This window comes from Hahella sp. NS-SX17 (genome assembly GCF_057367735.1).
Window position 1 is genome coordinate 4,526,594 of record NZ_CM170632.1, and the last position, 24,339, is coordinate 4,550,932.

A 24,339-nucleotide genomic window follows, 5' to 3' on the forward strand; every position below is an offset into this window, starting at 1 on the left:
AACCGTAACGTTCACCGCTCAGGAGTCTTCGTCATCCCCCCTTATCCCGCGCTCAGAGTTCGTCAAAGTCCTCGTCCAGCAGGTCAATACTGCCGTCTTCATTCCAGCTTACTTGAGTAATGCCCGGAGTGGCCGCCTCCAGCCGCTGCAGTTCCTCCAACTGTTTTTTCAGCGCGCCCTCCTGTTTGCGCACCAAATCCAGCAGACGACGGTTTTCACGCACCAGAGCGTTATGCTCCAACGCATTCTCAAGCGTCATCAGCAGGTCCTCGTCTGACCAGGGCTTAGAGATAAAGCGATAAATTTCCGCGTCGTTGATGGCCGAGGTGACGCCGTCAATATCCGCCTGGCCGCTCAACAGAATACGCAACGCTTCCGGACGTATTTCCTTGAGGGAGTTAAGCAATTCCACACCATTGATTTCCGGCATTCGGTAATCGGAAATCACCAGATCCACAGGTTCTTTCTTCAGGGCGTCGATGGCCTCATAGGGGTCACTGAAAGCCAGCACTTTCCAGGGCTTCTTGCGTAATATGCGCTGCAAGGCGCGCAGCACATTTTCTTCGTCGTCAATAATCGCCAATGTAGCCATATAGACACCCGCCTATCTTTTCATTACAAACACGCTGAGTTTGCGGTTTTCCAGCTTCTCCAACGACAGCATTTTTTCGATGATTTTTTCCGTCAGCACATGGCCTTTGGCGATGAGCAGAATGCCATTGGTGTTTTTTAAGTCCCTGGACAACCGCATGCCGGGAACCAGAGCGCCAACCCCCAATTTGTCCTCATGGGGCAACACGTCGTCGCCGGTATAGCTGTCCACCAGCGGCGCCAGCAGTTTCACCACCAGTGGATCGTAGCGTTTGCCAGAGTTGTCCTGTATCAGTTTGAAGGCGTCGTCCTTGGTCATGGCGTCGGTACGCATCAATCCGCTTTGCAGCCCCACAAAGTCGCGCACCGCACGGATAATGCGCGACCCCATGGGAATGGCGTCGCCTTTCAATTTGTCGGGAAAGCCGCTGCCGTCCATGTATTCCGTATGGTTTCGGATAAATCGGGAGGTCGGCTCCAGCTCCGCAATGGCCGTCAGCGCCATTTCCCCCAATAGCGGATAACGTTGATACTCCACTGAATCCTGCCGGGTCAGTTTGGCTTCCGCGCGGCTCAACACGTCATCGGACAGGCTGAGCTTGCCCACTTCGTGCAACAGGCCGGCATAATAAATATGTTTGACGTCCGCTTCCGGCAGCTCCATGGCTTCCGCAATAGTTTTAGACAAGTCCGCCACGCTCTGCGAATGCCCCTTGATCAGAAAGCCGCGGCTGGTAATAAACGTGGAGAACACTCTGACGAAATCGTCATAGCTGTCTTTCAGTTGCTGGTATGCCAGCTCCAGCATATCCGCAGTCTGGCGCACTTCCTCAGTGCGCGCGGCGACCATTTTTTCCAGATCTTTATTGAACTTCTGCAGTTCGCGATTCTGCTGCTGGGTGACATTGAGCAGGCGCTTCTTCTCGCGCTCCAGACGTCGAATGCGCAGCCCTTCATGGATCACTTCGATCAGGTTTTCGTCGTCCCAGGGCTTACTGATGTACCGGTAGATCCCCCCCTCGTTGAGGGCGGTCACTGTCGCGGAGATGTCCGAGTGGCCAGTCAGTAACATGCGTACTGTCAGCGGCCAGCGTGATTTCACTTGAGACAGGAACTGCGCGCCGTCCATGTTCGGCATGCGCATGTCGGAGATCACCAGATCGATCCGCTGCGACTCCAGAATTTTAAGCCCATCCGCTCCGCTCTCCGCAAACAGACATTTAAAATCCTGTTTACGCAGTAAACGCTGAATGGAGGAGAGGATCGGCTTCTCGTCGTCGACAAACAACACATAATCAACGTCCGCGTCAGACGCCGCAGGCGAGGCGGAATCCGGCGAAGCCAGGTCTTGAGTCATTGCTCCTCTCCCTGTTTTGGTTGCTTAACGGGCAGATAGACGTAAAACGTCGTGCCTTTTCCCAATTCGCTCTCCACTTCCAGACGTCCATGGTGCTTGTTGACGATGCCGTAGGACAACGCCAGACCGAGGCCGGTGCCCTGTCCCACCGGTTTGGTGGTGAAGAAGGGGTCGTAGAGTTTGGACAGGTTTTCCTTGGCGATGCCGCTGCCGTTATCCGCTACGGAGACGCAGATGAATCCATCCTCCACAACTTTGGTGGACACCCTGATAACGCCATTATGTTCAATTGCATGACCGGCGTTGACGACCAGGTTCAATATCACCTGGCCAATCTGCGACTCCACCATCTCGATTCTGGGCAGATTGCCGAAATCCTTGATGACTTCCGCTTTGTATTTGATTTCATTGTGGACAATGTTGAGGGTCTTATTGATGTACTGATTCAGGTCGCCCAGCTCGAACTGCCCGGTATCCGGTCGTGAGAAGTCTTTCAACGACTGGATGATCTGCTTGACCCGATAAATGCCTTCGTTGGACTCCTTCATCAAATCTGTGACGTCGCCCCGAATGTATTCGGTTTCGTATTTCTCCTCCAGCTCCTTGAAGATCGCCTTCACCTCCGCCTTATCGCCGCCGAGACGCTCTTCGATTTCATCCAGCAGCTCAAACAACGTGCTGATGTATTCATTCAGAGTGGTCAGATTAGAACTGACGTAGCCGATGGGATTGTTGATTTCATGCGCCACCCCAGCCGCCAGCTGGCCAATCGAGGCGAGCTTCTCCGATTGCAGCAACTGCGCGCGGGTGTCCTGCAACTGGCTGATCAGTTTCTCCTGCTGTTGCCGCTCCAGCACCAGTTGCTGATTGCTTTTTTCCAGTTCCGCCAACAGCGCATTTTTCTCAAAGCCGCTGTAGGCCTGGCTGACCATTTGTGAGATATACATCTCGTCCGCCAGAGAAAACACAGGTTTCCCCTTGCTCTTGGCGAGATACAGCGTGCCTTTACAAACGCCGTCGCCAGTCTGGATAGGAAAAATATTCAACTGATCAATGTCATGGCAATTGCCAGCCGGCCTGCATTTTTCGCTAAGATCGGCCAGACAGAGCGACTTCTCGGACTCCAGAATCGATTCATCGCCGAGGGCGGCGGCGATATCCTTCAGCTTCGCCAGGGTCAGGCCCTTCTCCAGCCACTGTGACGGCTCCCCCCTCTGCCCTCGTAATTCCAGAGCGGAACCACTGGCGCCCGTGACAATTTCCAATCGCACCAGCAATTCACGGAAGAACTCATCGTCTTCGTTCTCCACCCCTTTGATCCATTCCAGGGTTTCCGCCCACACAACCTGGAACAGCATCAACTTCTGCAGGTCGGTCAGCTGGTACTGCAGAACTTCGTTGCGTCGGGTCAGGCCAAGAGTGGTCATCGCCCAGCTCAGTTTGCTGTCCAGCCTCTCGGATAGTTTGAACGGTTCATCCGCACACACTGCAATGGCGCTGGAAGCGCTCTCGCTCAGCTTGATCTTGATATGCCAGCCGTGCAGAACTCTCCCGTTGGGCAATGGCAGCTCAAAGTCGATCCAGGCGTTAGGCTCCGACGCTTCAACCCGATCGCGCACGCAGCCTATCGCTTCCTCACCCCATTTGAAGCGAAACGAAATAACTGAGCTTTGCAGGTGTTGCGCAATATACTGACTCTGCGGGTCCAGCCACATCCAGCTGACCGATACGCCTTCGTCCTCAGCGAACAACGCCTCCAGCAGCTCACTGATATTGCCTTGATTACCGCCAGCGTCATGAACAACCTTATAAAGCAACATTCCTTATTTCCTATCTAACAGGGCTCAGGAGCCGTTTTTCTTGCCTTTGGGAATAAACTCCGACGCTAACTCCTTGAACAGCTTCAGACCGTTGAGGGCCATTGCGGGCATCTCCGCGATATCCACGCCGGTCTCTTCCACTTTGCACGGCGCAATGCAGTGTAACTGCACCCCGGCGATACAATTGCCGACAATACTGGTGGCGAGAACATCGCCTAAACTAATCGCCAGCGCCATGGGAGTATTGATTTCACTGCCGGCGTTTAATACCTGAACAATTTCCTGGGGGAACGACCAGCACTCCAATACAATCGCAGACAGCGTGCGATGGTCCTTACCGAGGATACCGCGCTCGGAAGACACCAGATGCTTCTTCTCCTGACGGGCGACTTTCACACATTCCGTAATTTCGTCGCCGTAAAAATAGTCCATCAACACCACCCCCAGATTGTTGAACAGGCCAGCGGTGAAAGCGGTCAGAAAGTCAATGCCCTGACGCCGCGACAACTCCTGGGCGATGCAGGCGGTCATCAGGCTGTGTCGCCAGATTTGCGTGTAGTCAAGTTGCGAGTCCTGCCGGGGCCCGTTGAAGCGGGAAAGCACCACCAGCGTGTAAATCAGGTTGCGAATGGTGTTGGCGCCGAGAATGACGCAGGCCATGTCCACGTCCTTCACTTCCTTGGTGAAGCCGTAGAACGAACTGTTGGCGAGTTGCAGAATGCGCGCGGCCAGCACAGGGTCAGCCAATACTTTCTTACCGATAATGCCCAGGTCGCTAATGCCGTCATCCATCATTTTGATGATGGCTTCGATTTCCGGGTTGGGTGATGAAAGCTCGGAAAGTTTGGTTTTGATCTCCTCCACATTCCAGGTCATATCCTTCTCTCCTGATTAAATCCGCATGACGCCAATTATCCTTCTGCGGACAGCATCGCCATGACGGTGCCTGAAACGTTGAAATTTCCGCTGAAACGTTTAATCAGCAGATGCGTGGACTGGCCGCCGATCGCCGCCGCCACTTGCACCACCTCCCCGACAGAGGATTTCACCGCCTCCATGTAACTGAGAAAGACATCTTCCGGAAACACCTGCATCACGAACATGCCGACCTGTAACCCTTCGCCCAACAGGCCGCGAGCGGCGGCGTTCACCTCCACGATCATACCGTCGTCAGACACGCCGACGATGGCGACAGGCAAGTGTTCGAGAATTTCCTGAGAGGCGCGCAGCGAGCGCACGTTCAGTATTAGCTCCAGATTCTGTTCTTCCACCTTCTGCTCCAGCTGACGGTTCAGTTCCTTGAGCTGCTCGTTCAGGCGGGCGTTCTTGCTTTTCAGCTCGTGAATGGAAAACGCCTCGCGGATGTGCTGCAACAGCTTATCGTCTTCCCAGGGCTTGAGCAGAAACTTGTAGACGGCGCCGTCGTTGATGGCGGAGGTGATGCTCTCCAGTTCGGTATAACCGCTCATGATCAAGCGAATAGTGTCTGGATAGCGGGACTTCACTTCCTTGAACATTTCCGACCCAGTCATGCCCGGCATACGCTGATCCGACAGAATCACCGCCACCGGTTCCTGCGCCAGTATGTCGAGGCCTTCCTGAGCGGAGTTGGCGGTTAAGATCCGGTATCCTTCGCGACGGAACAGCCGCGTCAGGGACCTGAGAATATTAACTTCATCGTCCACCAGTAAAAGGGCGTCGGGGGGCTGATCTGTATCCACTAACAGTCTCTTTGATTCCTTCCAAACTCTCTCCCCATAGTGTAGTAGCGATATGCTGTTGCGCAAACGTCGCCCCACGGGTTTCGCGAGGACAGCGGCGGGATGACAACGCATCGTCGTCGGGAATGGTCAGGGGGGGCTGTAGCAGGTTGCGATCAAATCTTAGGCGGGCGAATTTTCTCCAGGACATGGCTGCGCATGCCCCGCGCGACCTTCAATAGCTCAGTTCGCGCCAGCTCCCGGTCAATTCCCTGAGCCACCAGAAACTCCAGGAAATCACCAAAGCGTTTGCGACGCCGAAGGCCTGCTTCAGAGAGATCGCGACGATTGTTGAACACGTCCATCAATGTGGAGCCGCAAGCGCAGTTACGAAACACTTCGACAATCAGGGAACCGTCGTCATCCTCGGATTCTTTCATGCCGCTGCGGGTGTGTCGGATGCTTTCCGTTTCAGATAGAAACTGCTCCGCCGTCTCGTAGACGCGGCCGCAGGTATTGCAGCGCTTTGGAAAGGCGGACTCCGCCACGGCGCGAAGCCCTCTGAACAGTTCCCTATAAAATTCTTTCTCTTCCATTTCGGCCCCAGGCGAACAGAGACCGAACAATCTATGGTTGTCCGGCGCGTTTGCTCTACACTGCCCCTCGCTGCCACTGGCAGACTTTCGGCGTACTTTCCTTACCCACGCACAGACGTCTTATCCGCTGGAAGGCGCGTCTGAAAATCAGGCGGCAGCCGTTTACAGTGTAGTTTTTATTCCACGCCGGGGCCATAAATCACTTACCGAAAATCTCCTCCTTCGGCCGTGGCGCACCACTGAGACCTCGCACGGAAGGCGGTTCCAGCTCCGCTTCCGCCTGTTCGCGACGGCGCCCGAAATTACGTCGCCACAACGTGCGCAGCTTGGCTCCGGTTTTCTCGCCGATCACCAGCAGACAAGGCGTAATCAGCAACGTCAGGAAGGTGGCGAACGTCAGGCCCCCGGCGATGGCGCTGGACAGTTCCGTCCACCATTGCGTAGACGGCCCGCCAACGCCCAGCGTGGGCGTCATCAAGTCCACATTCACGCCCAACACCATGGGCATCAGTCCCAGCACAGTAGTGACCGCCGTCAGCAACACCGGCCGCAGACGCACCTTTCCGGTTTCCAGCGCCGCCTCGTAGGGGGAGGCGCCTGAGGCCCGCATCTGATTGTAGGTGTCGATCAGAATGATGTTGTTGTTCACCACGATGCCCGCCAGGGCGATCAGCCCCAACCCCACCATCACGATGCCGAACGGTCGTCCGGTAATCATCAGTCCCAGCAGGACGCCTGCGGTGGAAAACACGATGGCGGACAATACCAACGCCGCCTGATACACACTGTTGAACTGCACCACCAGAATCAGCGCCATCAGCATGATGGCGATCAGGAAGGCCTGCGCCAGGAAGATCATGGTCTCGCGCTGGTCTTCGTCTTCGCCGGCGAATTTCACCATGACGTCCTCCAGCGGCCGCTTCGCCAGGGATTCTTTCAATGCCGTGATGCGCTCATCCGCCTGTACGCCTTCCGCGACGTCCGCCTCCACCGTCAGAGAGCGCTCTCCATCCACTCTGTGCAATGTACCGGTTTTCGGCGCAGGGATCAGGCGTGTGAAATTGGATACTGGCACCGGGCCCATGGCGGTGCTCACCATCTGCCCGCCCAAAGCGTCCAGTGTGCGTCGCTCCAGGGGCGCACGCAGACGGATATCCACTTCTTCCTCGGCGTCATCAGGACGATAGTCCGCCAGTTTCAGGCCCGTGGTCACCAACTGCACCACGTTGCCGACAGTGGCCACGTCGACGCCATAACGCGCCGCTTTATCACGATCCACTTCAATACGCCATTCAATGCCCGGCAGAGGTCGGTTGTCGGAGATATCGATAAAACCGCCCAACTCCTGCAAACGCTCATGCAGCCGCCCCACCGCTTCCTCCACCTCTTCGGTGGAGCCGGAAAGGCGCACTTTGACGGGTTTCCCCTGAGCGGGACCATCTTCCTGTTTGCGGAATTCGAGTTTCAAAGGCAAGTCGTTGGCGCGGGCGCGCATGTCTTCCAATATGCGGTTGGCGGGACGGCGCTCATACCAGTCGATCAGCTGAAAACGGATGACGCCGATGACATCTTCCGCCATATCCCCGTCCGCCATGGCGAAGGAGCGCGCATACAAGGCCCGTACCTCCGGCATGCCGGACAGCCGCTGCTCCACGCTCTGCAACATAGCGTCCTTTTCGTATACCGACAGGTCCCCTCGGGCGTGCACCAATACCTGGGCGGAGTCGGGCTCCACTTCTGGAAAGAACTCAACGCCATGGTTGTAGCGCCCATAAGCGACATAGGTCAGGATCAGCAAGGCTAGGAACATCAGCAACGTTTTCCCCGGCGCCGCCAGCAAACGCGCCAACGCGACTGCATACCAGTGAGTGAAGCGGCTGGGACCACTGGCGGCGCTGGCCGGGGCCTTGGAACGTCCGATGATTCCGCCCAGCACCGGCATGAATATCAGCGCCATCAACAATGACGAGATGAGGCAGACAATCACCGTCGCCGGCAGGTATTTCATGAACTCGCCCACCATGCCCGGCCAGAACAACAGGGGCATAAACACCGCCAACGTAGTGGCGGTGGAGGCGATGACCGGCCAGGCCATTCGGTATGCGGCCTGCGCATAGGCTTCCTTGCGCGTCATGCCGCTTTCCAGATTACGGTCTGACAGCTCCGCCACCACGATGGCGCCGTCCACCAGCATTCCCGCAACCAGAATAAGGCTGAACAGCACCACGATATTAAGCGTAAAGCCCAATGCCTGAATCACCAGCAAACTGGCCAAAAACGCGCCGGGGATAGTCAATCCCACTAACAACGCCGGACGCATGCCCATGGCGGCGATCATCACGATCAACACCAGCACCACGGCAAACAGCACGTTATTCAGCAGATCGCGCAGCATCTCGCGAATCTGCTTTGACTCATCGGTGATGTAGGTCACCTTCAAACTGGTAGGCCAGCGTTTCTCGGCAATTTTGACTACCGCCTTCACCGTCTCGATAGTTTCGATGATGTTAGCGCCGGCGCGCTTGGATACTTCCAGCACCACCGCAGGTTTGCCGTCCACCCTAGCGAAGCCGCCTGGATCTTTGAATGTACGCTGCACCGTGGCGACATCCCCAAATGTGATGACGCGGCCTTCGTGGATCTTGATCGGCATGCCCAGCAAGTCAGGCAGGTTCTCAATCACCCCCGGCACCTTGATCACCATACGTCCGGCGCCGGTATCGATGTTCCCGGCGGCCACCAGACGATTGTTATTGGAGATCAGGGAAAACAGCTGCGCATAATCAATGCCGTATCGCTCCAGCACCTGCATATCCGCCACCAGTTCCAGCAAGTCCTCGCGGTCGCCGCCGATCTCTACTTTCAATACTTCCGGAATGCCTTCAATGTGACGTTTCAGTTCACGGGCGATGCGCACCAGCTGATCTTCTGCGAAGGGACCGGACAGGCTCAGGTTCAAAACCGGAAATTGCGATACGTTGATTTCCACAACGCGGGGCTCGTCGCTGTCCACCGGCAGCTTGGCCTTGGCGGTGTCGACTTTCTCACGCACGTCCGTCAAAGCCTGGTCAGGGTCGAAACCAGCCAGGAATTCCAAGGTCACCGAGGCGTAGCCTTCCGCCGCCACCGAGCGCATCTCTTTCAGACCTTCCAGTGAACGCAGCTCCTGCTCCAGAGGACGGGCCAGCAGTCGCTCCGCGTCTTCCGGAGCAATGCCTTCATGGGACACAGATACGTAAATTATGGGAATAGTGATATCCGGGTTGGACTCTTTGGGCATGGTCATAAACGCCCAATAGCCGCCAATCCACAACATCAGCAGTACAATCACGCTCGCTCGCGAGCGATCCATGGTCGCACGTATGAGCTTATCCATCAGTTCACCGCTTGTTTCATCGCCAGGCCGGCGCTGTCCGCATCCGGCTCGTCGTCTTTATCTTCATCGTGTTTGAGCAGTTCTTCTTCCGGCGTCGCCTCAACTTTCTCGCCCAGCTTGGCGTAGCCTCGCCCCATGGTGATAAGCTTAATGGTTTCCGGCAGTCCGCTAACCCAAAGCTCTGTATTACTGGCGCGAATACGTTCAACCGGCGCGCGGGCGACGCGTTGCTCAGCATCCAGATATTCCACGCTGAGTCGACCTTTTTCATCCAGGCTCAACAATGCAGCGGAAATACGGTGCGCCATGACATCGCCAACATCAATGTTCAAGGTGGCCGTAGAGCCGGCTACGCGCAAACGCTGAGGATTATCCAGCTCCGCTTCCACAGTGAAGGAACGGGTGTTGGCGTCCGCCTGGGCGGAGATAAAAGAGACGCTGCCGGTCAGGGTTTCGCCGTTCAGCAAATGCGCTGTCACGGGCTGCCCCAGGGTGAGTAGCCCGACCTGCTGCTGAGGCGCCTGCCCTATCAGTTTCAACTTATGGTCATCAATGAGCCGCACCAGGGTAACGCCCTCTTGCACAGTCTGCCCCAACTCCACCATGCGTTCTTCGATTACCCCGGCGAACGGCGCGCGAATACGAGTGTGCTTCAGGTCCTGCTCCAGTCTGGCGACGGCGGCTTCCGCGCTGGCCAGAGCGGCCTGCTTCGCCTTCAGTTCGGTTTCCGCCTGCAGACCTCTCTGCATCAGGGACTTCGCCGCTTTCAGCTCGCTGCGCGCCACGTCCACCTGCGCTTTGGCCTGGATCATTTGCGCCGGCAAGTCTTCCTCGCTCAAGGTCAACAGGAGGTCGCCCTGATTGACGCGACGACCTCGCTCCGCCTCAACTTTGTCAACGGTGGAGCCCAAACGGGACTGCAGGTTCACCTCACGCCAGACGCCAATCTGGCCTTGTATCTCCAGGGCCTTCTTGATCGTTTCAGCCTGTGTGACTCTATATGCCACTTTGTTCAGTGCGGCCTGATCTTGATTCGTCGCCTCGGGAGCGTCGGTCTGAGCGGTCTGCACAGGCCCCGCCATCAACCAGACGGCCAGTGCAACGATAATTCCGAATGAAATCCAATAGGTGGGTATGCGCGTACGCATCAGTGTCTTCTCCATTTCTTGACTCGTGCGGCGCAGATATACGGCGGACAGGCGCGCCGCGGGGAGACTGCCGGAGGGGCGGCTCTGCGCTTAATATTTTGTAAATGCAAAACAAGGGCTTAACCTTTGCACTGCAACGTACTACAGTTTCAGTTTTACTGCGGTCGCCGCAAATCTGAATACGACGTTTTAATAAACTGCCCGACTCGCGAACGGGTTTTCGGGAGCAACGCCCGCGCCGGTGAGGCTTACAGTCCTGGACTGACAGCGCGCCGCCGGGACTAGTCGTTTGCGCCGACTCACACTTTAAATCGATAAAGGATAATTTGGAAGTTAACGATGATAACTTATATATATTGGATCTTCGTCCTGGCGCTCGCCGGGGGAACGCTTTACTTGTTGGGAATGAAACTTAAGCAGTGGATTCCTGCTGCGGTGGTCAGCGGCGTTATTCTGGTGGTCTGCGCTTCCTTCTATTATTTCTATCTACAGCAAATGTTCGTGAAACGCTGGGGCGGCACTATGAGCCTGACGGTCCCGGAGGGCATGCAACATGTTGCAGCGACCTGGAAGGACGACAATATGTGGATAGAAAACTACGACCCCAAGACCAACACCTGTTATTTTCAGGAGTACTCCCGCGGAGCCATGCTGGAAGGCAAAGTGGTTATCAAGAACTGCAATCCGGTTGCACGTTAAACCAAAGCAGTTTACCTGCACAGACAAGAAAAGCCCGACTTCGTGTCGGGCTTTTCTTGTGAAATTTCTCTAGTTGACGGAAAAAGCCGCTTCAGCCAGTACATCACCCTCCGATCCAGTGACTTTCACCGTCCATTGTCCAAGCATATGGCGATCGATAAATTTACTGGACGACGCACGCATAGGTGAACGGTGAGGACGAATTCTGATCCGCGCCACCCGTTTATCGTCGCGATACCATTCGTGATAAAGCGTCTGCCCTGTCATCTCCGTCATTTCCGTGAACAGATAGATACGCAGCAGGCCTTCATCGTTCATAACGATGTTGTCGCGCAGCGCATTGATCGGCTCGCTGTCGTCCAGTTCCTGGGTCAGCTGCGCGCGGCTGATCGCGTCCGAGAAGATTTTTACCGGCTCGCCGCCGCTGGAGACCGTTTCCAAGCGCCGGCGTTTGGTGGGATCTACAGATTCTTCTTCTGAGTCTTGCACTGCTTCGACCTCCGCCGCCGCCACTTCAGACTGGGCATCCTGGGCAAGCGTGGCGACGGAAGAGTTGGCCTCTTCTTGTACTTGCAGCGGCGCGTCCGTCTCTGGCGTCGCCGGCAAGGCGCTGGCGACGGCTGGCTCGGCAATGACGGCGCGCTCTTCGGGCTTGCTTTCCGGTGCGACAGGGTCAGGCGCTATAACCGCTTCCATGGGCGTCTCTGACGCGACATCTGCGATGACGGGATCAGCTATCGATGAATCTACACGGCTATCGCCGCTATCTTCACGTCCATCTTCTACGGCCAACGCGGCCGATGGCGACTCAGCCCCTTGCTCAGGCTGTTCCTCCACCATAATTGCAGACTCGCTCTGTGCGACGAAATCTGTCTGCGGCGCGTCCGCCGGTGTAGTGAACGCCCAGCGGTACACGCCCCAAAACGCCCCGACAAACAGTGCAAACGCCACACAGCCGGCGGCGATGATGCGATTCCAATGGTAAACCGTAACGGTTTGCGGCGGCTTGGCGGACGCATCCGCCAGCGACTCCGCATTTTTCACTCGGATAACTAATTTTTGCGACATGTAAGGGTCCGACCTAAGGTTGTGTTCTTTTTTAATATAGCCACAGGCGGTTGATTATTTTGCGCTCGGATTCTACTCCCCGGCCATCGAATTTGACACCACTGTCATCTACGATTGGCGAGCTTTCGATCTATCCTATCCCTTTTTTAATGATTAGCGCTTTTCACTCTCCCGTTAGCCACTAAACGCCCATGCATCCGGCCTAGCCTGGCCATATCAATGCAGGGAAATTGCCATACGCACATGCAAGTCCGCCGGCATAGGCTTTGTAAAAATTATTTAACAGTTTACAACCCGTAATCAGAACCGGATGCTTTTTTTGAGGGGCGTCACACTTCAGCCGCGTCGCTTTACATATGGTTACGATGGTTACAAAATCTGACTGTAGCAACCTGAGGGCAGCTTTTACACTGGGAATCTTAAGAAGAAGCCCGCAGTAGGTTACCGGATGGAACCTGGACATAGAGAAGCAGATACATGCGAAAACATGGTGAGTTTTGGAGCGTACTACCTATCTCGTTGCTTATGCTGGGAAGCGTCGCAACCATCCACTTGGCTTCACTGTATTACTTTGAAGGCGAGAGCCTGTCCTGGCCGATCCTGACCACGCTCAGCATTGCCGTTATCTTCGCGTTTTTATCCTTAATTCAAATTCGTCTCAACCGCCAGCTCGCCGCCAAGGTCAGGGCGTTGCATGAGCGCGATTTCAAGCTGAAAAAGCTAAGCAGCGCAGTCACCAACAGCGGTTGCTCCATCATCATTACCGATCGCCTGGGCCGCATTGAGTTCGTCAACAACAAATTCATCAATGTCACCGGCTACGGTCTGGAAGACGCTCGCGGCCGCTTCCTCGACATTCTCAACCCCAAAGACATCGACGAGGAAAAACCTCAGGAGCAGATCTGGGAAAGCGACATTCTTTACGACGGCTGGGAAGGCGAAGTATTAAGCCGTCGCCGGGATGGGGATGATTTCTGGTGGGCGGTGACCGTCTCGACGGTTTGCGACAGCGACAACCAGGTCACTAATTACGTGATCTCAGGAGTGGATGTCAGTGAACTGAAGAAAGCCAACCGTAAAATGCAGCAAATGGCGCTGTATGACTCCCTCACCGGACTCGCCAACCGTCGCCTGTTCGTCGACCGCCTGGAGCAGGCGGTGAACGCAGCGCGGCGCGACCGTAAACAAATCGCTCTGTTGTTTCTGGATCTGGATCAGTTCAAACGCATCAATGACACATTAGGGCACGACGCCGGCGACAGCCTGCTGCAGACTGTGGCGCAGCGTCTGAAAAACTGCGTGCGCGCCAAGGACACCGTCGCCCGTCTCGGCGGCGACGAGTTCACGGTGCTGTTGACGGACATTGTCGACACTTTTTCCGTCACCCCGGTGGCGACGCAAATCCTGAAGGCGCTCAAAGAACCCATCAAACTGAAGAAACATGAGGTGATCGTCTCCACCAGCATTGGCGTCACCCTGGCCCCGACCGACGGGGCCAACGCGGACGTGCTGATGAAGAATGCAGACCTGGCGCTGTACCGGGCCAAAGAGCACGGTCGCGATCGTTACCACTTTTATACGGAAGAGCTGAATGCGCACGCCCTCAAACAATTGTTGATGGAGCAGGAGTTACGCCATGCGCTGCAGTTCGAGGAGTTTACGCTTGGCTTTCAGCCGCAGGTCAATCTGACCACGGGCAAAATCGTCAGTGTAGAGGCGCTTATCCGCTGGCATCATCCCACCAAAGGCCTGGTGATGCCGGACAACTTCATCAGCGTGGCGGAGGAAACCGGCCTCATCAATCCAATCGGCCGCTGGGTGCTGAAAAACGCCTGTCTGCAGATGAAGATGCTACAGGACCTGACCGGCTCCGCCATCAAGATCGCCGTCAACCTGTCCGCGCGTCAGTTCGACGACCCCAAACTGGAGCAAAGCATTGAAGAGGTGCTGAACGAAACCGGTCTGGAGCCGCAATGGCTGGAGCTGGAAGTGACAGAGAGCATGCTGATGGGGGACATAGAAGCCGTCACCGACAAATTAAAGCGCCTCAGGCAAACCGGCGTCAGTCTGGCCATCGACGATTTCGGCTCCGGCTACTCCTCACTCAGTTATCTGAAAAAGCTGCCGGTAAACGCTCTGAAGGTAGACCGGGAATTCGTGCGCGATATTCCTGACGATAGCAACGACATGGAAATCACCTCGGCGATTATCGCCGTCGCCCACAAACTGCAATTGAAAGTCGTGGCGGAGGGCGTGGAAACCGCCGACCAAAAAGAGTACCTGCTCGCCAATCAGTGCGACTTCGCCCAAGGCTACTTTTTCAGCAAACCGCTGTCCTTCGAAGACCTCTATATCTATCTGAACGAACACAAGTTCAAGCAGACCGCCTGAGGCGCCGCATCTTCCACACAAGAAACGCATGTAAGCCGCCTCCCTCTGCAATAAGTCGTCCTGGTTAACGCATCGCGCATGCGGTTCTTCACAGTTTCAGCCTAATCCTTTCGGCGTAAAACAAAATGTCACCTGGATCACAGGCGGTTCTGCACAATTCGTATAACTTGATTGCCAGCAGTTATAAGCAGGCGTTGCTGAAGTCAGGCGAAAAACGGACGCCACACAGTCAGGGACAAAACGCCGACAAGTCAAAGCAGTAAAAGAGCCGGAAACTAAGAAATTACCCTGCGCGCTTAGCCGCCAGTGAGTCTTTTAATAGGGATACTTCAATTTATGCAATGGCTGATCCACGGGATGGAGGCAATACTGTTCGGTCTTATTGTCTGCCTGATATACAGTCTAACTGAAGCCATGAAAAAGGACGCGGATGAACACGTCGTCCTCGGCAACCTCAGCGTCAACTCCGTGCGCAAAGATCCACGCTGCTCCTGTGCGCCGTCGGAGTCCATCAAACAGTTACAGATGTTCTGGTCCACCCAGGTGCTGGAAATGCGCTTGAACGGGTTTGCGCCGGAAATCCTGCTACACCCTTCTTTGTTCGAACATACGCTGGATTACCTGCAGGGCGCCGCAGACGCGACCTCGGAGTTTTTTCAGTGCAGCGACCGCCAGCGCCTGCAAATGCAGTGCTATCTCATCGCTAAAGGTCTGGGGACGACGACGGGCGACGACAAAGGGCTGGAACTGATTGAACGGGCGCAGTCACACCAGCAGACTGACATGTACGTCGCTGGCCATTGCGCGGCAGAGCAATGGTTGCACAGCCAGGAGTTCCCCAAAGAGTGCAGCCTGTTCAACAGCATCAACGCCTGGGGAATCGTCGCCTGAGTCAGCACAGCTCCCATTGCGGGGGAATCCGCACCAGGGACGCTTTATCTTCGCTCTCCCCACCATCCAGCCTGATCGCCGAGACGCAGGGACGCCCCCATTCGCCATTATCCAGACGCTGCATGGAGTCAAGATCCACTGATTGCACCAGGTAAACGCCACCTTCGAATTTGACTTTAGTGCGATGGGAAATGCCATAGATGAACCGACAGTAGTCCATCTTCAGCTGTTGCAGTTCTCTTTCAGCTTTAACAATCTTACGAACCAGAAACTCTCTCAGACTATCCGCGTACTGCGTTGTGCTCATCCCCTTGAACTCCCCAAAACGCCGGACTCCCTGGCGCCGGCGAAAACCTGTATACACACGACCGGACGCGCGCATCTAATGAAGATTACAGACAAAGCGGCCATTCCGCTACTGCGCCGCGGCCTTCGCCACGATCTGCCTGACCGGCGACGACAATCCGCAACATTTGGCTTGGCGCGGGCCCGAAAACGCCACTAGAATCGAAACTGCCGGAACTCGCCAGGAGCCTCATCCGACCTGACGCCGACGACACCGGAAAGCAGACGTCCAAATAAGAGGAAACCACAGAGTCTATGCCGTCGAATCAAATGGGAGAGTCGTACCTCCAAACCCTGAAATCACTCTCTGATCGTATTGTCGAGGCGCAAAAGCCTATCCGTATTCTGGACGCCATCAAATGGTCGCCTTCGATTCGCCAGCAATTTTTTGAGTCCGGTTTTAAAAAGGCGCCTCAGGTGGATATTGAGTATTACCAGAAAAACTGTCCGCTGGGTTTCGACCCCGCCGCCAAAAAAGCCGAGTTTTACGAGATAGAGCGGGAGATCAGTAAAAAGCTGGGACAAATGAACCCGGTCACCCAGATCATGCGCCGCGTATGTCGGGAATATCAGATGGTAGTGCGCATGCTGGAGGCGCGCGGAACGCCGGAATTCAGCTATATCTCCCAGGAGCTTTACGGCTCCCCCAGCGATGCGTTCCATGCCGGTGACCCCACTCTGGCGGAACTCGGCGAAATGATGGAGATGACTCTGTCCAACCTGCTAAAAGACAACTCCATGCAGGAGTCGGAGAAGAATTTACCCGCGCAATATGTGGTGGACGAACTGAACGCCCGCCTTTCCAACTTTTTCGTCGGCGCCGGTATTCGCGTCATGATTTCCGACGGCATCGCCGCCGATGCGGCGGCGGGCACGGACTACATCAAGATTCGCAACGACGCGCTGTTCAATCAACAGGACGTGGATGTGCTGGAAGTTCACGAAGGCTGGGTGCATCTTGGCACCACCCTCAACGGCGGCAGCCAGCCCTACTGCACTTTTCTGAGCAAAGGGCCGCCCTCGGCCACCATCACTCAGGAAGGCCTGGCGGTCTTAAGCGAGATACTCACTTTACGTTCAGGCCCCACACGCCTGTTCAAGCTCATCAACCGGGTGCGCGCAGTGACTCTCGCCGAGGACGGCGCCACCTTCAATGATGTGTTTCATTATCTGTGCGAGAAAGGCATCAGCGAAGATGAAAGCTTCACCCTGGCCGCCAGGGTGTTTCGCGGCAGCACCCCCAATCTGGGGCCCTTCGCCAAGGACATCACCTATATCAAGGGCTTTGTGCTGACCTACAACTTCCTGCGCCTGGCCTTCGCCAGGGGCAAGATTGATCGCTTACCTATGCTGTTCTGCGGCAAGATCGTACTGGATGATCTGGCCAGCCTGCATGACCTGGAAGAGCAAGGCGTCATTACGGCGCCGCGTTATGTGCCGCCGTTCTTTCAGGACTTGAAAGGGCTGGCGGCCTGGATGAGTTTCTCCCGCTTTATCGGACAGCTTAACTTCAATCAACTGGAAGCCGACTACAAACACCTGCTGTAGCCGGCCCCATTTGCGCCTTTCGGCCTATCGATTAAAACGGAGTAGCCCGACGGCTACTCCTGTTCACCCTGCCATTCGATACGATATAAATCACGGCGACGGTCCAAATAGTTACGCACGGAGCCTTCGTTCTGTAGTTCCTGCAGTTTATTCAGGTCCAGGTCCACGATCAGCGTCATCTCTGTATTCGGCGTAGTTTCCGCCATGATGGCGTCATGGGGGAATGCGAAATCGGAGGGTGAGAACACCGCCGACTGCGCGTACTGAATATCCACGCTGTCCACCTGCGGCAAGTTGCCCACCGATCCGGCGATGGCCACATAACACTCATTCTCAATCGCCCGCGCCTGAGCGCAGCGGCGTACTCGCAGATAGCCGTTTTTAGTGTCGGTCCAGAACGGCACCAGCAGAATCTCCACCTCCTGATCGGACAGCAACCGCGCCAGCTCAGGGAATTCCACGTCGTAGCAGATCAGAATGCCTACCTTGCCGAAATCCGTGTCGAACACCGTCAGCTCATCGCCGCCCTGCATCGTCCACTCTTTCTTCTCATGAGGGGTGGGATGCAGTTTGTATTGGGATTCGATAGCCCCGTCGCGACGACACATGTAGGCGACATTGTAGAGTTCGCCATCTTCGATCACCGGCATGCTGCCGGCCACTACGTTGATGTTGTAACTCACCGCCAAACGGGAAATCTCTTCCACCATCTTATCCGTGAAACTGGCCAGATATTTGATGGCGTCGATAGAATTGGCGTGACGCTCCAGCCCCATTAACGGCGCATTGAAGAACTCTGGGAACAAGGCCACATCGCACTTGTAGTCCGACAACGCGTCAATGAAGTACTCCACCTGTTGCAACACTTCCTCCGCACTGCGCATCGGTCGCATCTGCCATTGCACGCAACCAACCCGGGCGGTGGTCTTGGCCGCGCCAATCAGTTTTTTAGCGCCTGGCTCATAGTTCAGGTTATCCCACTGCAACAGGGTGGCGTAGCCTTTCGACTCTTTATCCTCCGGCAAGTAACCGGAAATAATTTTTTTCACCATGAAGTCATTGGAGAGCTGAAAGGTCAGGATCGGGTCATACACCTCTTTACGACTCACCGCTTCGAGGTACTCCTCCGGCGTCATGCTTTTCGCGTAGGACTGGTAGTTGGGGATGCGCCCGCCGGCCACAATGGCGCGCAGATTCAGGTTGCGGCACAACTCTTTGCGTCCCTCATACAGACGGCGCCCCAGGCGCATGTCGCGGTAATCCGGATCGACGAACACGTCAACGCCGTACAACACATCGCCATTAGGGTCATGGGTGGTCAGATAAGCGTCGCCGGTAACCTCGTCATAGGTGTGCTGATCACCGAACTTGTGATAATCGATAATCACCGAGAAGGCGGCGGCGACCACCTTGCCATTATCTTCAATACAGATCTGGCCTTCCGGGAAGGTCTTCAGCTGCGCCCGAAACTTGCGTTTGGTCCAGGCTCCTCCGAGATTGTGATATACCTTGTCCATCACCGCTTTGATGTCATTGTAGTCCGCCAACAACAAGTGGCGCAGCTTCAAGTGATGATCAAGACTTTCTTCTTTAGCTTTGTCGTCTTTCATATCCATTCCCAACTGTTAGTTATCTCGACTTCCCTGCTTCCGTACAACGGCGCACGAATAAATTCAAGGGAAGCGCGTTGAATGAAATTTAGCTTTATTTAAACAAGCACTTATAAAGTTGTCCAAATTTGCGGATTAATATACGTTAAGCTCCCGTCGTTCGTCAGCGTTTTTCGTCGGCGACGTTGCAAACCTATACTTATACGTAAATACGCTGTGTTTTTGATCAAGTTTTGCAGCCGATAGTGACGCCAATTGTTTATCCGCAAGACCGGGATATACCGCCACTCAAGTCATCGGGGACGCCAGAGAAATAGCGGATGCAAATTTAATCCGACAGCGATTTCATATCGTGATAATGTCTAAAGGTAGCCGACTTTTTCGTCTATCGTTTTAGTTACACGTTTTTTATAATGAGCGCCTTAGCTCTGTTGAGATTTGCGAGTGTTTTGGGAATTTACGCCCGGTCGGCTCGAACAAGGATCAACAAGGAAGACTGCGAGGTGATACTTTGATCAGGGTGTTAATTGTTGATGATCACGAGCTGGTGCGCGCCGGCTTGTCCAGAATGTTAAAAGATGAAGACGGTATCGAAGTAGTCGCAGAAGCCCGTTCGGGCGAAGAAGCGGTCAGTATTGTCCGCCAGCATCCTATCGATATTATTCTCATGGATATCCGTATGCCCGGCATCGGCGGGCTGGAAGCCATGCGCCGCATTCATCGTATCGATGAAAGCGTCAAGGTGGTGGCGGTCACCGCTTGTGAGGACGACCCATTTCCCTCACGGGTCATGAAGGCCGGCGCCTCCGCTTACATTACCAAAGGCGCGGATATTACCGAGATGGTCAAAGCCATCCGCGTGGTGCACGCGGGACAGCGTTACATCAGCCCGGACATCGCGCAAAAAATGGCGCTGCGGCCGTTTGACGCGGAGGAAGGCGATGTATTCGAAAGTCTGTCCGAGCGTGAAATGCAAATCGCCATGATGATCGTAAATTGCCACAAGGTGCAGGAGATTTCCGACAAACTCTGCCTGAGCCCGAAAACAGTCAACAGCTACCGCTATCGAATTTTCGAGAAACTGAATATCAACAGCGATGTTGAGCTCACCCTTCTCGCCATCCGGCATGGTATGCTCGACGCCAATCAGGTCGGCAGCCTGAAAACCTGAACCCAGGGGCCGCGGCGACACTGAAATGTCGCCCTCCCCAGCGCCGATTCAGTCATGACGGAACCGGCGCGTTTAACAATAACCCGACAAAAAATCCTGATCGGTGGAATCTCAGTCCATTTTCGACGCCAAATCATTTCTTAAGCAACTTACCACGCACCCCGGCGTCTATCGCATGATGGACGGCAAAGGCGAGGTATTGTACGTCGGCAAGGCGCGCAATCTGAAAAATCGCGTCAGCAGCTATTTCCGCAATACCGGCGTCAGCATCAAGACCCGCGCGCTGGTGGAAAAAATCGCCGACGTCGAAATCACCATCACCCACAGCGAAACCGAAGCGCTGCTGCTTGAACAGAACCTGATCAAGACACTGAAGCCGCCCTACAACATTTTGCTGCGGGATGATAAATCCTACCCCTATATCTATCTGTCGTCCCATGACGAATATCCCTCGCTGACGTTTCGACGGGTGCGGCAGAAAAAGACTGGCAAGGGGCGCTTCTTCGGGCCTTACACCAGCGCCGCCGCCGTGCGTGAGAGCCTGGCGCTGCTGCAGAAGATTTTCCGCATCCGCCAGTGTGAAGACAGCTTTTTCAGTAACCGCTCCCGCCCCTGTCTGCAGCATCAGATCGGGCGTTGCAGCGCGCCTTGCGTTGGGTTGATTGAAGCGCAGAGCTACGCGGAGGATATGTCTCACGCCACTATGTTTCTGGAAGGGCGTAACCCGGAAATCATCAACGAGACCATCCAACAGATGGAAGCCGCGTCGGCGCAGTTGGACTTCGAACGGGCGGCGGTGCTGCGCGATCAGGTGGACTATCTGCGTCGGGTGCAGGAGCAGCAGGCGATTGAAGGCGTGGTTCGCGACATCGACGCCTTTGCACTCTCTTCATCACTGGAATTGGTGGTGGTGCATGGCCTGTTTATCCGAGCCGGTCGCGTGGTTGGCAGCAAATCGTTCTATCTGTCGGAAAGACTGGAAAGCGATGACGGCGACCTATTGTCCTCCTTCCTCAATCAATACTACTTCGGCGAGCACGCCATTTACGGTTTGCCGCAGGAAATCACTACTTCCGTCGAGCTATCGGACCGGGATGCGCTCAAAGCCGCCTTTAAAGAAGTTTTCAATCGCAACGTGCGGATCGAGCACAATGTGCGCAGTAGCCGGGCGGAATGGCTGCATCTGGCGCAGACCAACGCCAATCAGGCTCTGAGCACGCGCATGCAGTCGCAGGACGCGCAGCTGCAACGCTGGCAGTCATTCTGCGACGCACTGAGCCTGGAAGCCTCCGTGAGGCGAGTGGAATGCTTTGACGTCAGCCATACCTTCGGCGAGGCCACCGTCGCCTCCTGCGTGGTGTTCGGACCGGAAGGCGCGATCAAGGACCTGTACCGCCGTTACAATATCAAGGATGTGCCCGCCGGCGACGATTATCACGCCATGGAGCAGGCGCTGACGCGGCGCTACAGTAAGCTGAAAGACAGCGACGTCGGTCTCCCCGACATTATCCTGATCGACGGCGGCAAGGGACAGCTTGGCATTGCGCACCAGGTCTTCGACGAGCTGCAGATCAGCGGCGTGACGCTGATTGGCGTCGCCAAAGGGGTAACGCGGAAACCCGGCATGGAAACCTTGTTCATTTCCGCGGATAATTCGATCCTGAATCTGCCGGGCGACTCCACCGCCCTGCATTTGATTCAGCAGATCAGGGATGAGGCTCACCGGTTTGCGATCACTGGACACCGGAACCAGCGCAATAAAAAGCGAACGCAATCGGTTTTGGACGCCGTGCCCGGTATTGGTCCCAAACGCAGACGGGACCTGCTCAATTATTTCGGCAGCGTGCGCAATATAGAACGAGCCAGCCTCGAGGAAATCAAGCGCGTGCCTGGCATTAGTGAAGTGATAGCTCAAACAATTTATGCAGCCTTCCATGAATAAACGCTCAAGAAAGTCGGTTTTTCTCAATTTCCCCAACATCCTGACCTTGGGCAGACTCGTCCTGATTCCGGTCATTGTCGTTATTTATTACCTTCCCTTTCAGGGCAATTATGTGGTGGCGGCGGCGATTTTCGCCCTGGCGGCGGCGACAGACTGGCTGGACGGCTATCTGGCCCGGCGCTGGAACCAGATGACGCCTTTTGGCGCGTTTCTCGACCCGGTAGCGGATAAAGTAATTGTCGCGGTGGCTCTGGCCATGCTGGTGGAAGCTCATCACAACCTGGCCCTTACGGCGCCCGCCATAGTCATCATTGGACGGGAAATCGTCATTTCCGCCTTGCGGGAATGGATGGCGGAAATGGGTAAACGCGCCAGTATCGCCGTGAACTTTATCGGCAAAGTCAAAACCAGCTGTCAGATGCTCGCGATCACCGCCCTGCTCGCATTTCCACCGGGTATGAAAGAAGCCTGGGCCGGTCTGGCGCTGCTTTATATCGCAGCGATACTCACTCTCTGGTCAATGTTCGTCTACTTGCGAGCGGCATGGCCTGAGTTGACGCGAGACTCCTGATCACGCCCTCTCAGCGACGACCTTTTCATTACCCCTTCAGTTTCTCGGGTCGTCGCTTCCGCCTCCCACAAAAACAACCCGCCCTGAAATAGCGGCAGGCTCACGCTTATGCGCCTGATCGCCAGTCTCACGTAACAAAAATCTCTCAGGGAAAACTGGCGAAACCTCACTATTTGGCCAAGACTAGAGGTAAGGGTGTAGAGGTGCGCTAAATATGAAGGACGCAATAAGCAAACTAAAACCCGCCAAAGCCAAGGCGGTAATCGACAGTTTCGAAAATTCATGGATGATCTGGGAGATGGTCAGGGAGGCCAAAGCTCACGGTAGATGCGAACGCAAAATAGTCGTCGACCGCGATTTTTCCCCTCTTGAACTTGAGCAGGCGTTTCGTTGCCTGGGTCTGAGTTTCGGCTCTTTCGTGGACAAAAAGAGGGATATGGCCGAATGGTTTTTATGGCTGGTCTGCCCTGAAACCATTGTTTCCTATGCGGAGCCGGACCCGCCTTATTGATATTCTCGTCAGCGCCTTAAGGCTACCTGGATTTGACGCCACTGACGGCGAAAAGCCGCAGCGACCGCTCAATATCCTGATACAGCCCTGGCAGCCAGGCTGGCGCGTTCTGTGGCGTCGCAGGGGCTCGCAACCGAAAGTCGTATGGGGCGATGACGACCTCAATATTGGCCGCCCCTACTCGATTGCCCAAGATAAACAAATCCTCTATTGCGGGGTCCCCCATCGCCAGACATCCTACGGATGAGGCTTTGCCATGAATGAAGATATCGCCGCCCGGGGACGTGCGTCCTTCCGCATTGGCGTGTTTGAGGTCAAAGGCGTTGGGGTAGTTCAGTTTCATGGATAGGTGGAAACTGCTGTTGGGGTTGAAGCCTTCAATCCGATAAAAACCTTCGGGCGCCTGCCGATCGCCTTCGCGCAACTTGGGTCCGGCGCCGCCACTGGCGGCTTTAATGGGATAAGCGCTGACCAGGACCTGTACGCCATCCTGCTCCGTCCATAACTCCAGGCGCTTCTCCTCCTTGAACGCCAGCAGGGTAATACGCTGCGGCGGATAGGTTACGCCCACCCTGGCGAAAGCGGCCTGCAGGCCAGGCTCTACTACCGGTCCGATATTGCGCATCACATCATCGACTGTCCGCCGTCCTTTCAAATCCAGGTACAGAGAAACCCAGACCGAGCGCCCGAACTTATAAAAACACCCCACAGCTACTGTCGCAACCAGTGATACGCCCACCATTACAAATTTGAACCGCCTCGACATACCACCCACTACTGCTTGACTCCTCATTCGACGACACCATGACCTTCAAAGTCGCCAGATCATAATGACTCGCAACTTTCCCTTCAATACACTCCTTTGGCGCGCTCGATTCTACCCGCCCCCTCAATACATATCCCTCAACTTTATGCGCGTCGTAAACTCCGAAAATTCTTCGGCGCTGCTATATTCAAAGTGAGGGGCAGTCATGTTTTATACACATACGATCAAACAGCGGCTG

At 55.3% G+C, this 24,339-nt stretch carries 20 protein-coding genes; 8 read left to right on the forward strand and 12 right to left on the reverse strand.

Annotated elements, in window-relative coordinates; all coding sequences use genetic code 11:
* Nucleotides 1-52: 52 nt before the first annotated feature.
* The 8 genes from AC2IBB_RS19910 to AC2IBB_RS19945 all read right to left on the reverse strand — a co-directional run bounded on the left by AC2IBB_RS19910 (nucleotide 53) and on the right by AC2IBB_RS19945 (nucleotide 10,588).
* Nucleotides 53-592, reverse strand: a complete 540-nt coding sequence (locus AC2IBB_RS19910) for a response regulator (RefSeq protein WP_486328503.1) — start codon at nucleotides 590-592, stop codon at nucleotides 53-55.
* 12 nt (nucleotides 593-604) lie between these two features.
* Entirely contained in the window at nucleotides 605-1,948 is a 1,344-nt protein-coding gene (nosR, locus tag AC2IBB_RS19915; RefSeq protein ID WP_486328504.1) for a response regulator c-di-GMP phosphodiesterase, NosR family, read from the reverse strand.
* Nucleotides 1,945-3,768: an ATP-binding protein gene (locus tag AC2IBB_RS19920; protein ID WP_486328505.1), complete on the reverse strand. Its 1,824-nt coding sequence runs from the start codon at nucleotides 3,766-3,768 to the stop codon at nucleotides 1,945-1,947. Before AC2IBB_RS19920 ends, nosR begins: the two co-directional genes overlap by 4 nt.
* 24 nt (nucleotides 3,769-3,792) lie before the next feature.
* Nucleotides 3,793-4,644 (reverse strand): HDOD domain-containing protein, encoded by an 852-nt coding sequence (locus AC2IBB_RS19925; RefSeq protein ID WP_486328506.1) that lies wholly within the window; start codon nucleotides 4,642-4,644, stop codon nucleotides 3,793-3,795.
* Nucleotides 4,645-4,679: 35 nt separating this feature from the next.
* The gene (locus AC2IBB_RS19930; RefSeq protein ID WP_486328507.1) at nucleotides 4,680-5,489 is read right to left on the reverse strand and encodes a response regulator; all 810 of its coding nucleotides are present in this window, start codon (nucleotides 5,487-5,489) and stop codon (nucleotides 4,680-4,682) included.
* Nucleotides 5,490-5,644: 155 nt separating this feature from the next.
* A complete protein-coding gene (locus tag AC2IBB_RS19935; protein ID WP_486328508.1) occupies nucleotides 5,645-6,064 on the reverse strand; it encodes an oxidoreductase in 420 nt (139 codons plus the stop codon).
* A 199-nt stretch (nucleotides 6,065-6,263) separates the two neighbouring features.
* Nucleotides 6,264-9,440 carry an efflux RND transporter permease subunit gene (locus tag AC2IBB_RS19940; protein ID WP_486328509.1) on the reverse strand — a complete coding sequence of 1,059 codons (3,177 nt, stop codon included), beginning with the start codon at nucleotides 9,438-9,440 and terminating at the stop codon, nucleotides 6,264-6,266.
* Complete coding sequence (locus AC2IBB_RS19945; RefSeq protein ID WP_486328510.1) at nucleotides 9,440-10,588, reverse strand: efflux RND transporter periplasmic adaptor subunit; 1,149 nt, start codon at nucleotides 10,586-10,588, stop codon at nucleotides 9,440-9,442. Before AC2IBB_RS19945 ends, AC2IBB_RS19940 begins: the two co-directional genes overlap by 1 nt.
* A 339-nt stretch (nucleotides 10,589-10,927) precedes the next feature.
* Here AC2IBB_RS19945 and AC2IBB_RS19950 point away from each other — a divergent pair, with 339 nt between their 5' ends.
* Nucleotides 10,928-11,287, forward strand: a complete 360-nt coding sequence (locus tag AC2IBB_RS19950; RefSeq protein ID WP_486328511.1) for a hypothetical protein — start codon at nucleotides 10,928-10,930, stop codon at nucleotides 11,285-11,287.
* A gap of 69 nt (nucleotides 11,288-11,356) precedes the next feature.
* Here AC2IBB_RS19950 and AC2IBB_RS19955 read toward each other — a convergent pair whose 3' ends face one another.
* Nucleotides 11,357-12,355: a DUF2914 domain-containing protein gene (locus AC2IBB_RS19955; protein WP_486328512.1), complete on the reverse strand. Its 999-nt coding sequence runs from the start codon at nucleotides 12,353-12,355 to the stop codon at nucleotides 11,357-11,359.
* A 477-nt stretch (nucleotides 12,356-12,832) separates the two neighbouring features.
* Between AC2IBB_RS19955 and AC2IBB_RS19960 the strand changes: the two genes are divergently transcribed.
* Nucleotides 12,833-14,746, forward strand: a complete 1,914-nt coding sequence (locus tag AC2IBB_RS19960; protein WP_486328513.1) for a putative bifunctional diguanylate cyclase/phosphodiesterase — start codon at nucleotides 12,833-12,835, stop codon at nucleotides 14,744-14,746.
* Between the two features lie 336 nt (nucleotides 14,747-15,082).
* Nucleotides 15,083-15,637 carry a hypothetical protein gene (locus AC2IBB_RS19965; RefSeq protein ID WP_486328514.1) on the forward strand — a complete coding sequence of 185 codons (555 nt, stop codon included), beginning with the start codon at nucleotides 15,083-15,085 and terminating at the stop codon, nucleotides 15,635-15,637.
* A 1-nt stretch (nucleotide 15,638) separates the two neighbouring features.
* Here the strand turns inward: AC2IBB_RS19965 and AC2IBB_RS19970 are convergent, their stop codons facing one another.
* Nucleotides 15,639-15,944 carry a hypothetical protein gene (locus AC2IBB_RS19970; protein WP_486328515.1) on the reverse strand — a complete coding sequence of 102 codons (306 nt, stop codon included), beginning with the start codon at nucleotides 15,942-15,944 and terminating at the stop codon, nucleotides 15,639-15,641.
* Nucleotides 15,945-16,237: 293 nt separating this feature from the next.
* Here AC2IBB_RS19970 and AC2IBB_RS19975 point away from each other — a divergent pair, with 293 nt between their 5' ends.
* Entirely contained in the window at nucleotides 16,238-17,530 is a 1,293-nt protein-coding gene (locus AC2IBB_RS19975) for a flavohemoglobin expression-modulating QEGLA motif protein (protein ID WP_486328516.1), read from the forward strand.
* A 53-nt stretch (nucleotides 17,531-17,583) separates the two neighbouring features.
* Here AC2IBB_RS19975 and AC2IBB_RS19980 read toward each other — a convergent pair whose 3' ends face one another.
* Entirely contained in the window at nucleotides 17,584-19,140 is a 1,557-nt protein-coding gene (locus AC2IBB_RS19980) for a GNAT family N-acetyltransferase (RefSeq protein WP_486328517.1), read from the reverse strand.
* Between the two features lie 511 nt (nucleotides 19,141-19,651).
* On the opposite strand from AC2IBB_RS19980, the gene uvrY reads away from it, so the two are divergent.
* From uvrY to AC2IBB_RS20000, 4 genes are all read left to right on the forward strand, one after another.
* The gene (uvrY, locus tag AC2IBB_RS19985) at nucleotides 19,652-20,311 is read left to right on the forward strand and encodes a UvrY/SirA/GacA family response regulator transcription factor (protein ID WP_011397823.1); all 660 of its coding nucleotides are present in this window, start codon (nucleotides 19,652-19,654) and stop codon (nucleotides 20,309-20,311) included.
* Between the two features lie 103 nt (nucleotides 20,312-20,414).
* A complete protein-coding gene (gene uvrC / locus AC2IBB_RS19990) occupies nucleotides 20,415-22,253 on the forward strand; it encodes an excinuclease ABC subunit UvrC (protein ID WP_486328518.1) in 1,839 nt (612 codons plus the stop codon).
* Nucleotides 22,246-22,824: a CDP-diacylglycerol--glycerol-3-phosphate 3-phosphatidyltransferase gene (pgsA, locus tag AC2IBB_RS19995; protein WP_486328519.1), complete on the forward strand. Its 579-nt coding sequence runs from the start codon at nucleotides 22,246-22,248 to the stop codon at nucleotides 22,822-22,824. Before uvrC ends, pgsA begins: the two co-directional genes overlap by 8 nt.
* Nucleotides 22,825-23,038: 214 nt before the next feature.
* Nucleotides 23,039-23,335, forward strand: a complete 297-nt coding sequence (locus AC2IBB_RS20000) for a hypothetical protein (RefSeq protein WP_486328520.1) — start codon at nucleotides 23,039-23,041, stop codon at nucleotides 23,333-23,335.
* 22 nt (nucleotides 23,336-23,357) lie between these two features.
* On the opposite strand, the gene AC2IBB_RS20005 is transcribed toward AC2IBB_RS20000, so the two are convergent.
* Nucleotides 23,358-24,128, reverse strand: a complete 771-nt coding sequence (locus tag AC2IBB_RS20005) for a L,D-transpeptidase family protein (protein WP_486328521.1) — start codon at nucleotides 24,126-24,128, stop codon at nucleotides 23,358-23,360.
* Nucleotides 24,129-24,339 lie beyond the last annotated feature (211 nt).

Bases quoted from the DNA above. Each gene is read 5' to 3' on its own strand.
- AC2IBB_RS20005 (WP_486328521.1), bottom strand. From the start codon at position 24,128: ATGAGGAGTCAAGCAGTAGTGGGTGGTATGTCGAGGCGGTTCAAATTT.
- AC2IBB_RS19910 (WP_486328503.1), bottom strand. From the start codon at position 592: ATGGCTACATTGGCGATTATTGACGACGAAGAAAATGTGCTGCGCGCC.
- AC2IBB_RS19965 (WP_486328514.1), top strand. From the start codon at position 15,083: ATGCAATGGCTGATCCACGGGATGGAGGCAATACTGTTCGGTCTTATT.
- AC2IBB_RS19925 (WP_486328506.1), bottom strand. From the start codon at position 4,644: ATGACCTGGAATGTGGAGGAGATCAAAACCAAACTTTCCGAGCTTTCA.
- AC2IBB_RS19940 (WP_486328509.1), bottom strand. From the start codon at position 9,440: ATGGATAAGCTCATACGTGCGACCATGGATCGCTCGCGAGCGAGCGTG.
- AC2IBB_RS19960 (WP_486328513.1), top strand. From the start codon at position 12,833: ATGCGAAAACATGGTGAGTTTTGGAGCGTACTACCTATCTCGTTGCTT.
- AC2IBB_RS19955 (WP_486328512.1), bottom strand. From the start codon at position 12,355: ATGTCGCAAAAATTAGTTATCCGAGTGAAAAATGCGGAGTCGCTGGCG.
- nosR (WP_486328504.1), bottom strand. From the start codon at position 1,948: ATGACTCAAGACCTGGCTTCGCCGGATTCCGCCTCGCCTGCGGCGTCT.
- AC2IBB_RS19920 (WP_486328505.1), bottom strand. From the start codon at position 3,768: ATGTTGCTTTATAAGGTTGTTCATGACGCTGGCGGTAATCAAGGCAAT.
- AC2IBB_RS19970 (WP_486328515.1), bottom strand. From the start codon at position 15,944: ATGAGCACAACGCAGTACGCGGATAGTCTGAGAGAGTTTCTGGTTCGT.
- AC2IBB_RS19950 (WP_486328511.1), top strand. From the start codon at position 10,928: ATGATAACTTATATATATTGGATCTTCGTCCTGGCGCTCGCCGGGGGA.
- AC2IBB_RS19935 (WP_486328508.1), bottom strand. From the start codon at position 6,064: ATGGAAGAGAAAGAATTTTATAGGGAACTGTTCAGAGGGCTTCGCGCC.
- AC2IBB_RS19980 (WP_486328517.1), bottom strand. From the start codon at position 19,140: ATGAAAGACGACAAAGCTAAAGAAGAAAGTCTTGATCATCACTTGAAG.
- AC2IBB_RS19945 (WP_486328510.1), bottom strand. From the start codon at position 10,588: ATGCGTACGCGCATACCCACCTATTGGATTTCATTCGGAATTATCGTT.
- pgsA (WP_486328519.1), top strand. From the start codon at position 22,246: ATGAATAAACGCTCAAGAAAGTCGGTTTTTCTCAATTTCCCCAACATC.
- AC2IBB_RS19975 (WP_486328516.1), top strand. From the start codon at position 16,238: ATGCCGTCGAATCAAATGGGAGAGTCGTACCTCCAAACCCTGAAATCA.
- AC2IBB_RS20000 (WP_486328520.1), top strand. From the start codon at position 23,039: ATGAAGGACGCAATAAGCAAACTAAAACCCGCCAAAGCCAAGGCGGTA.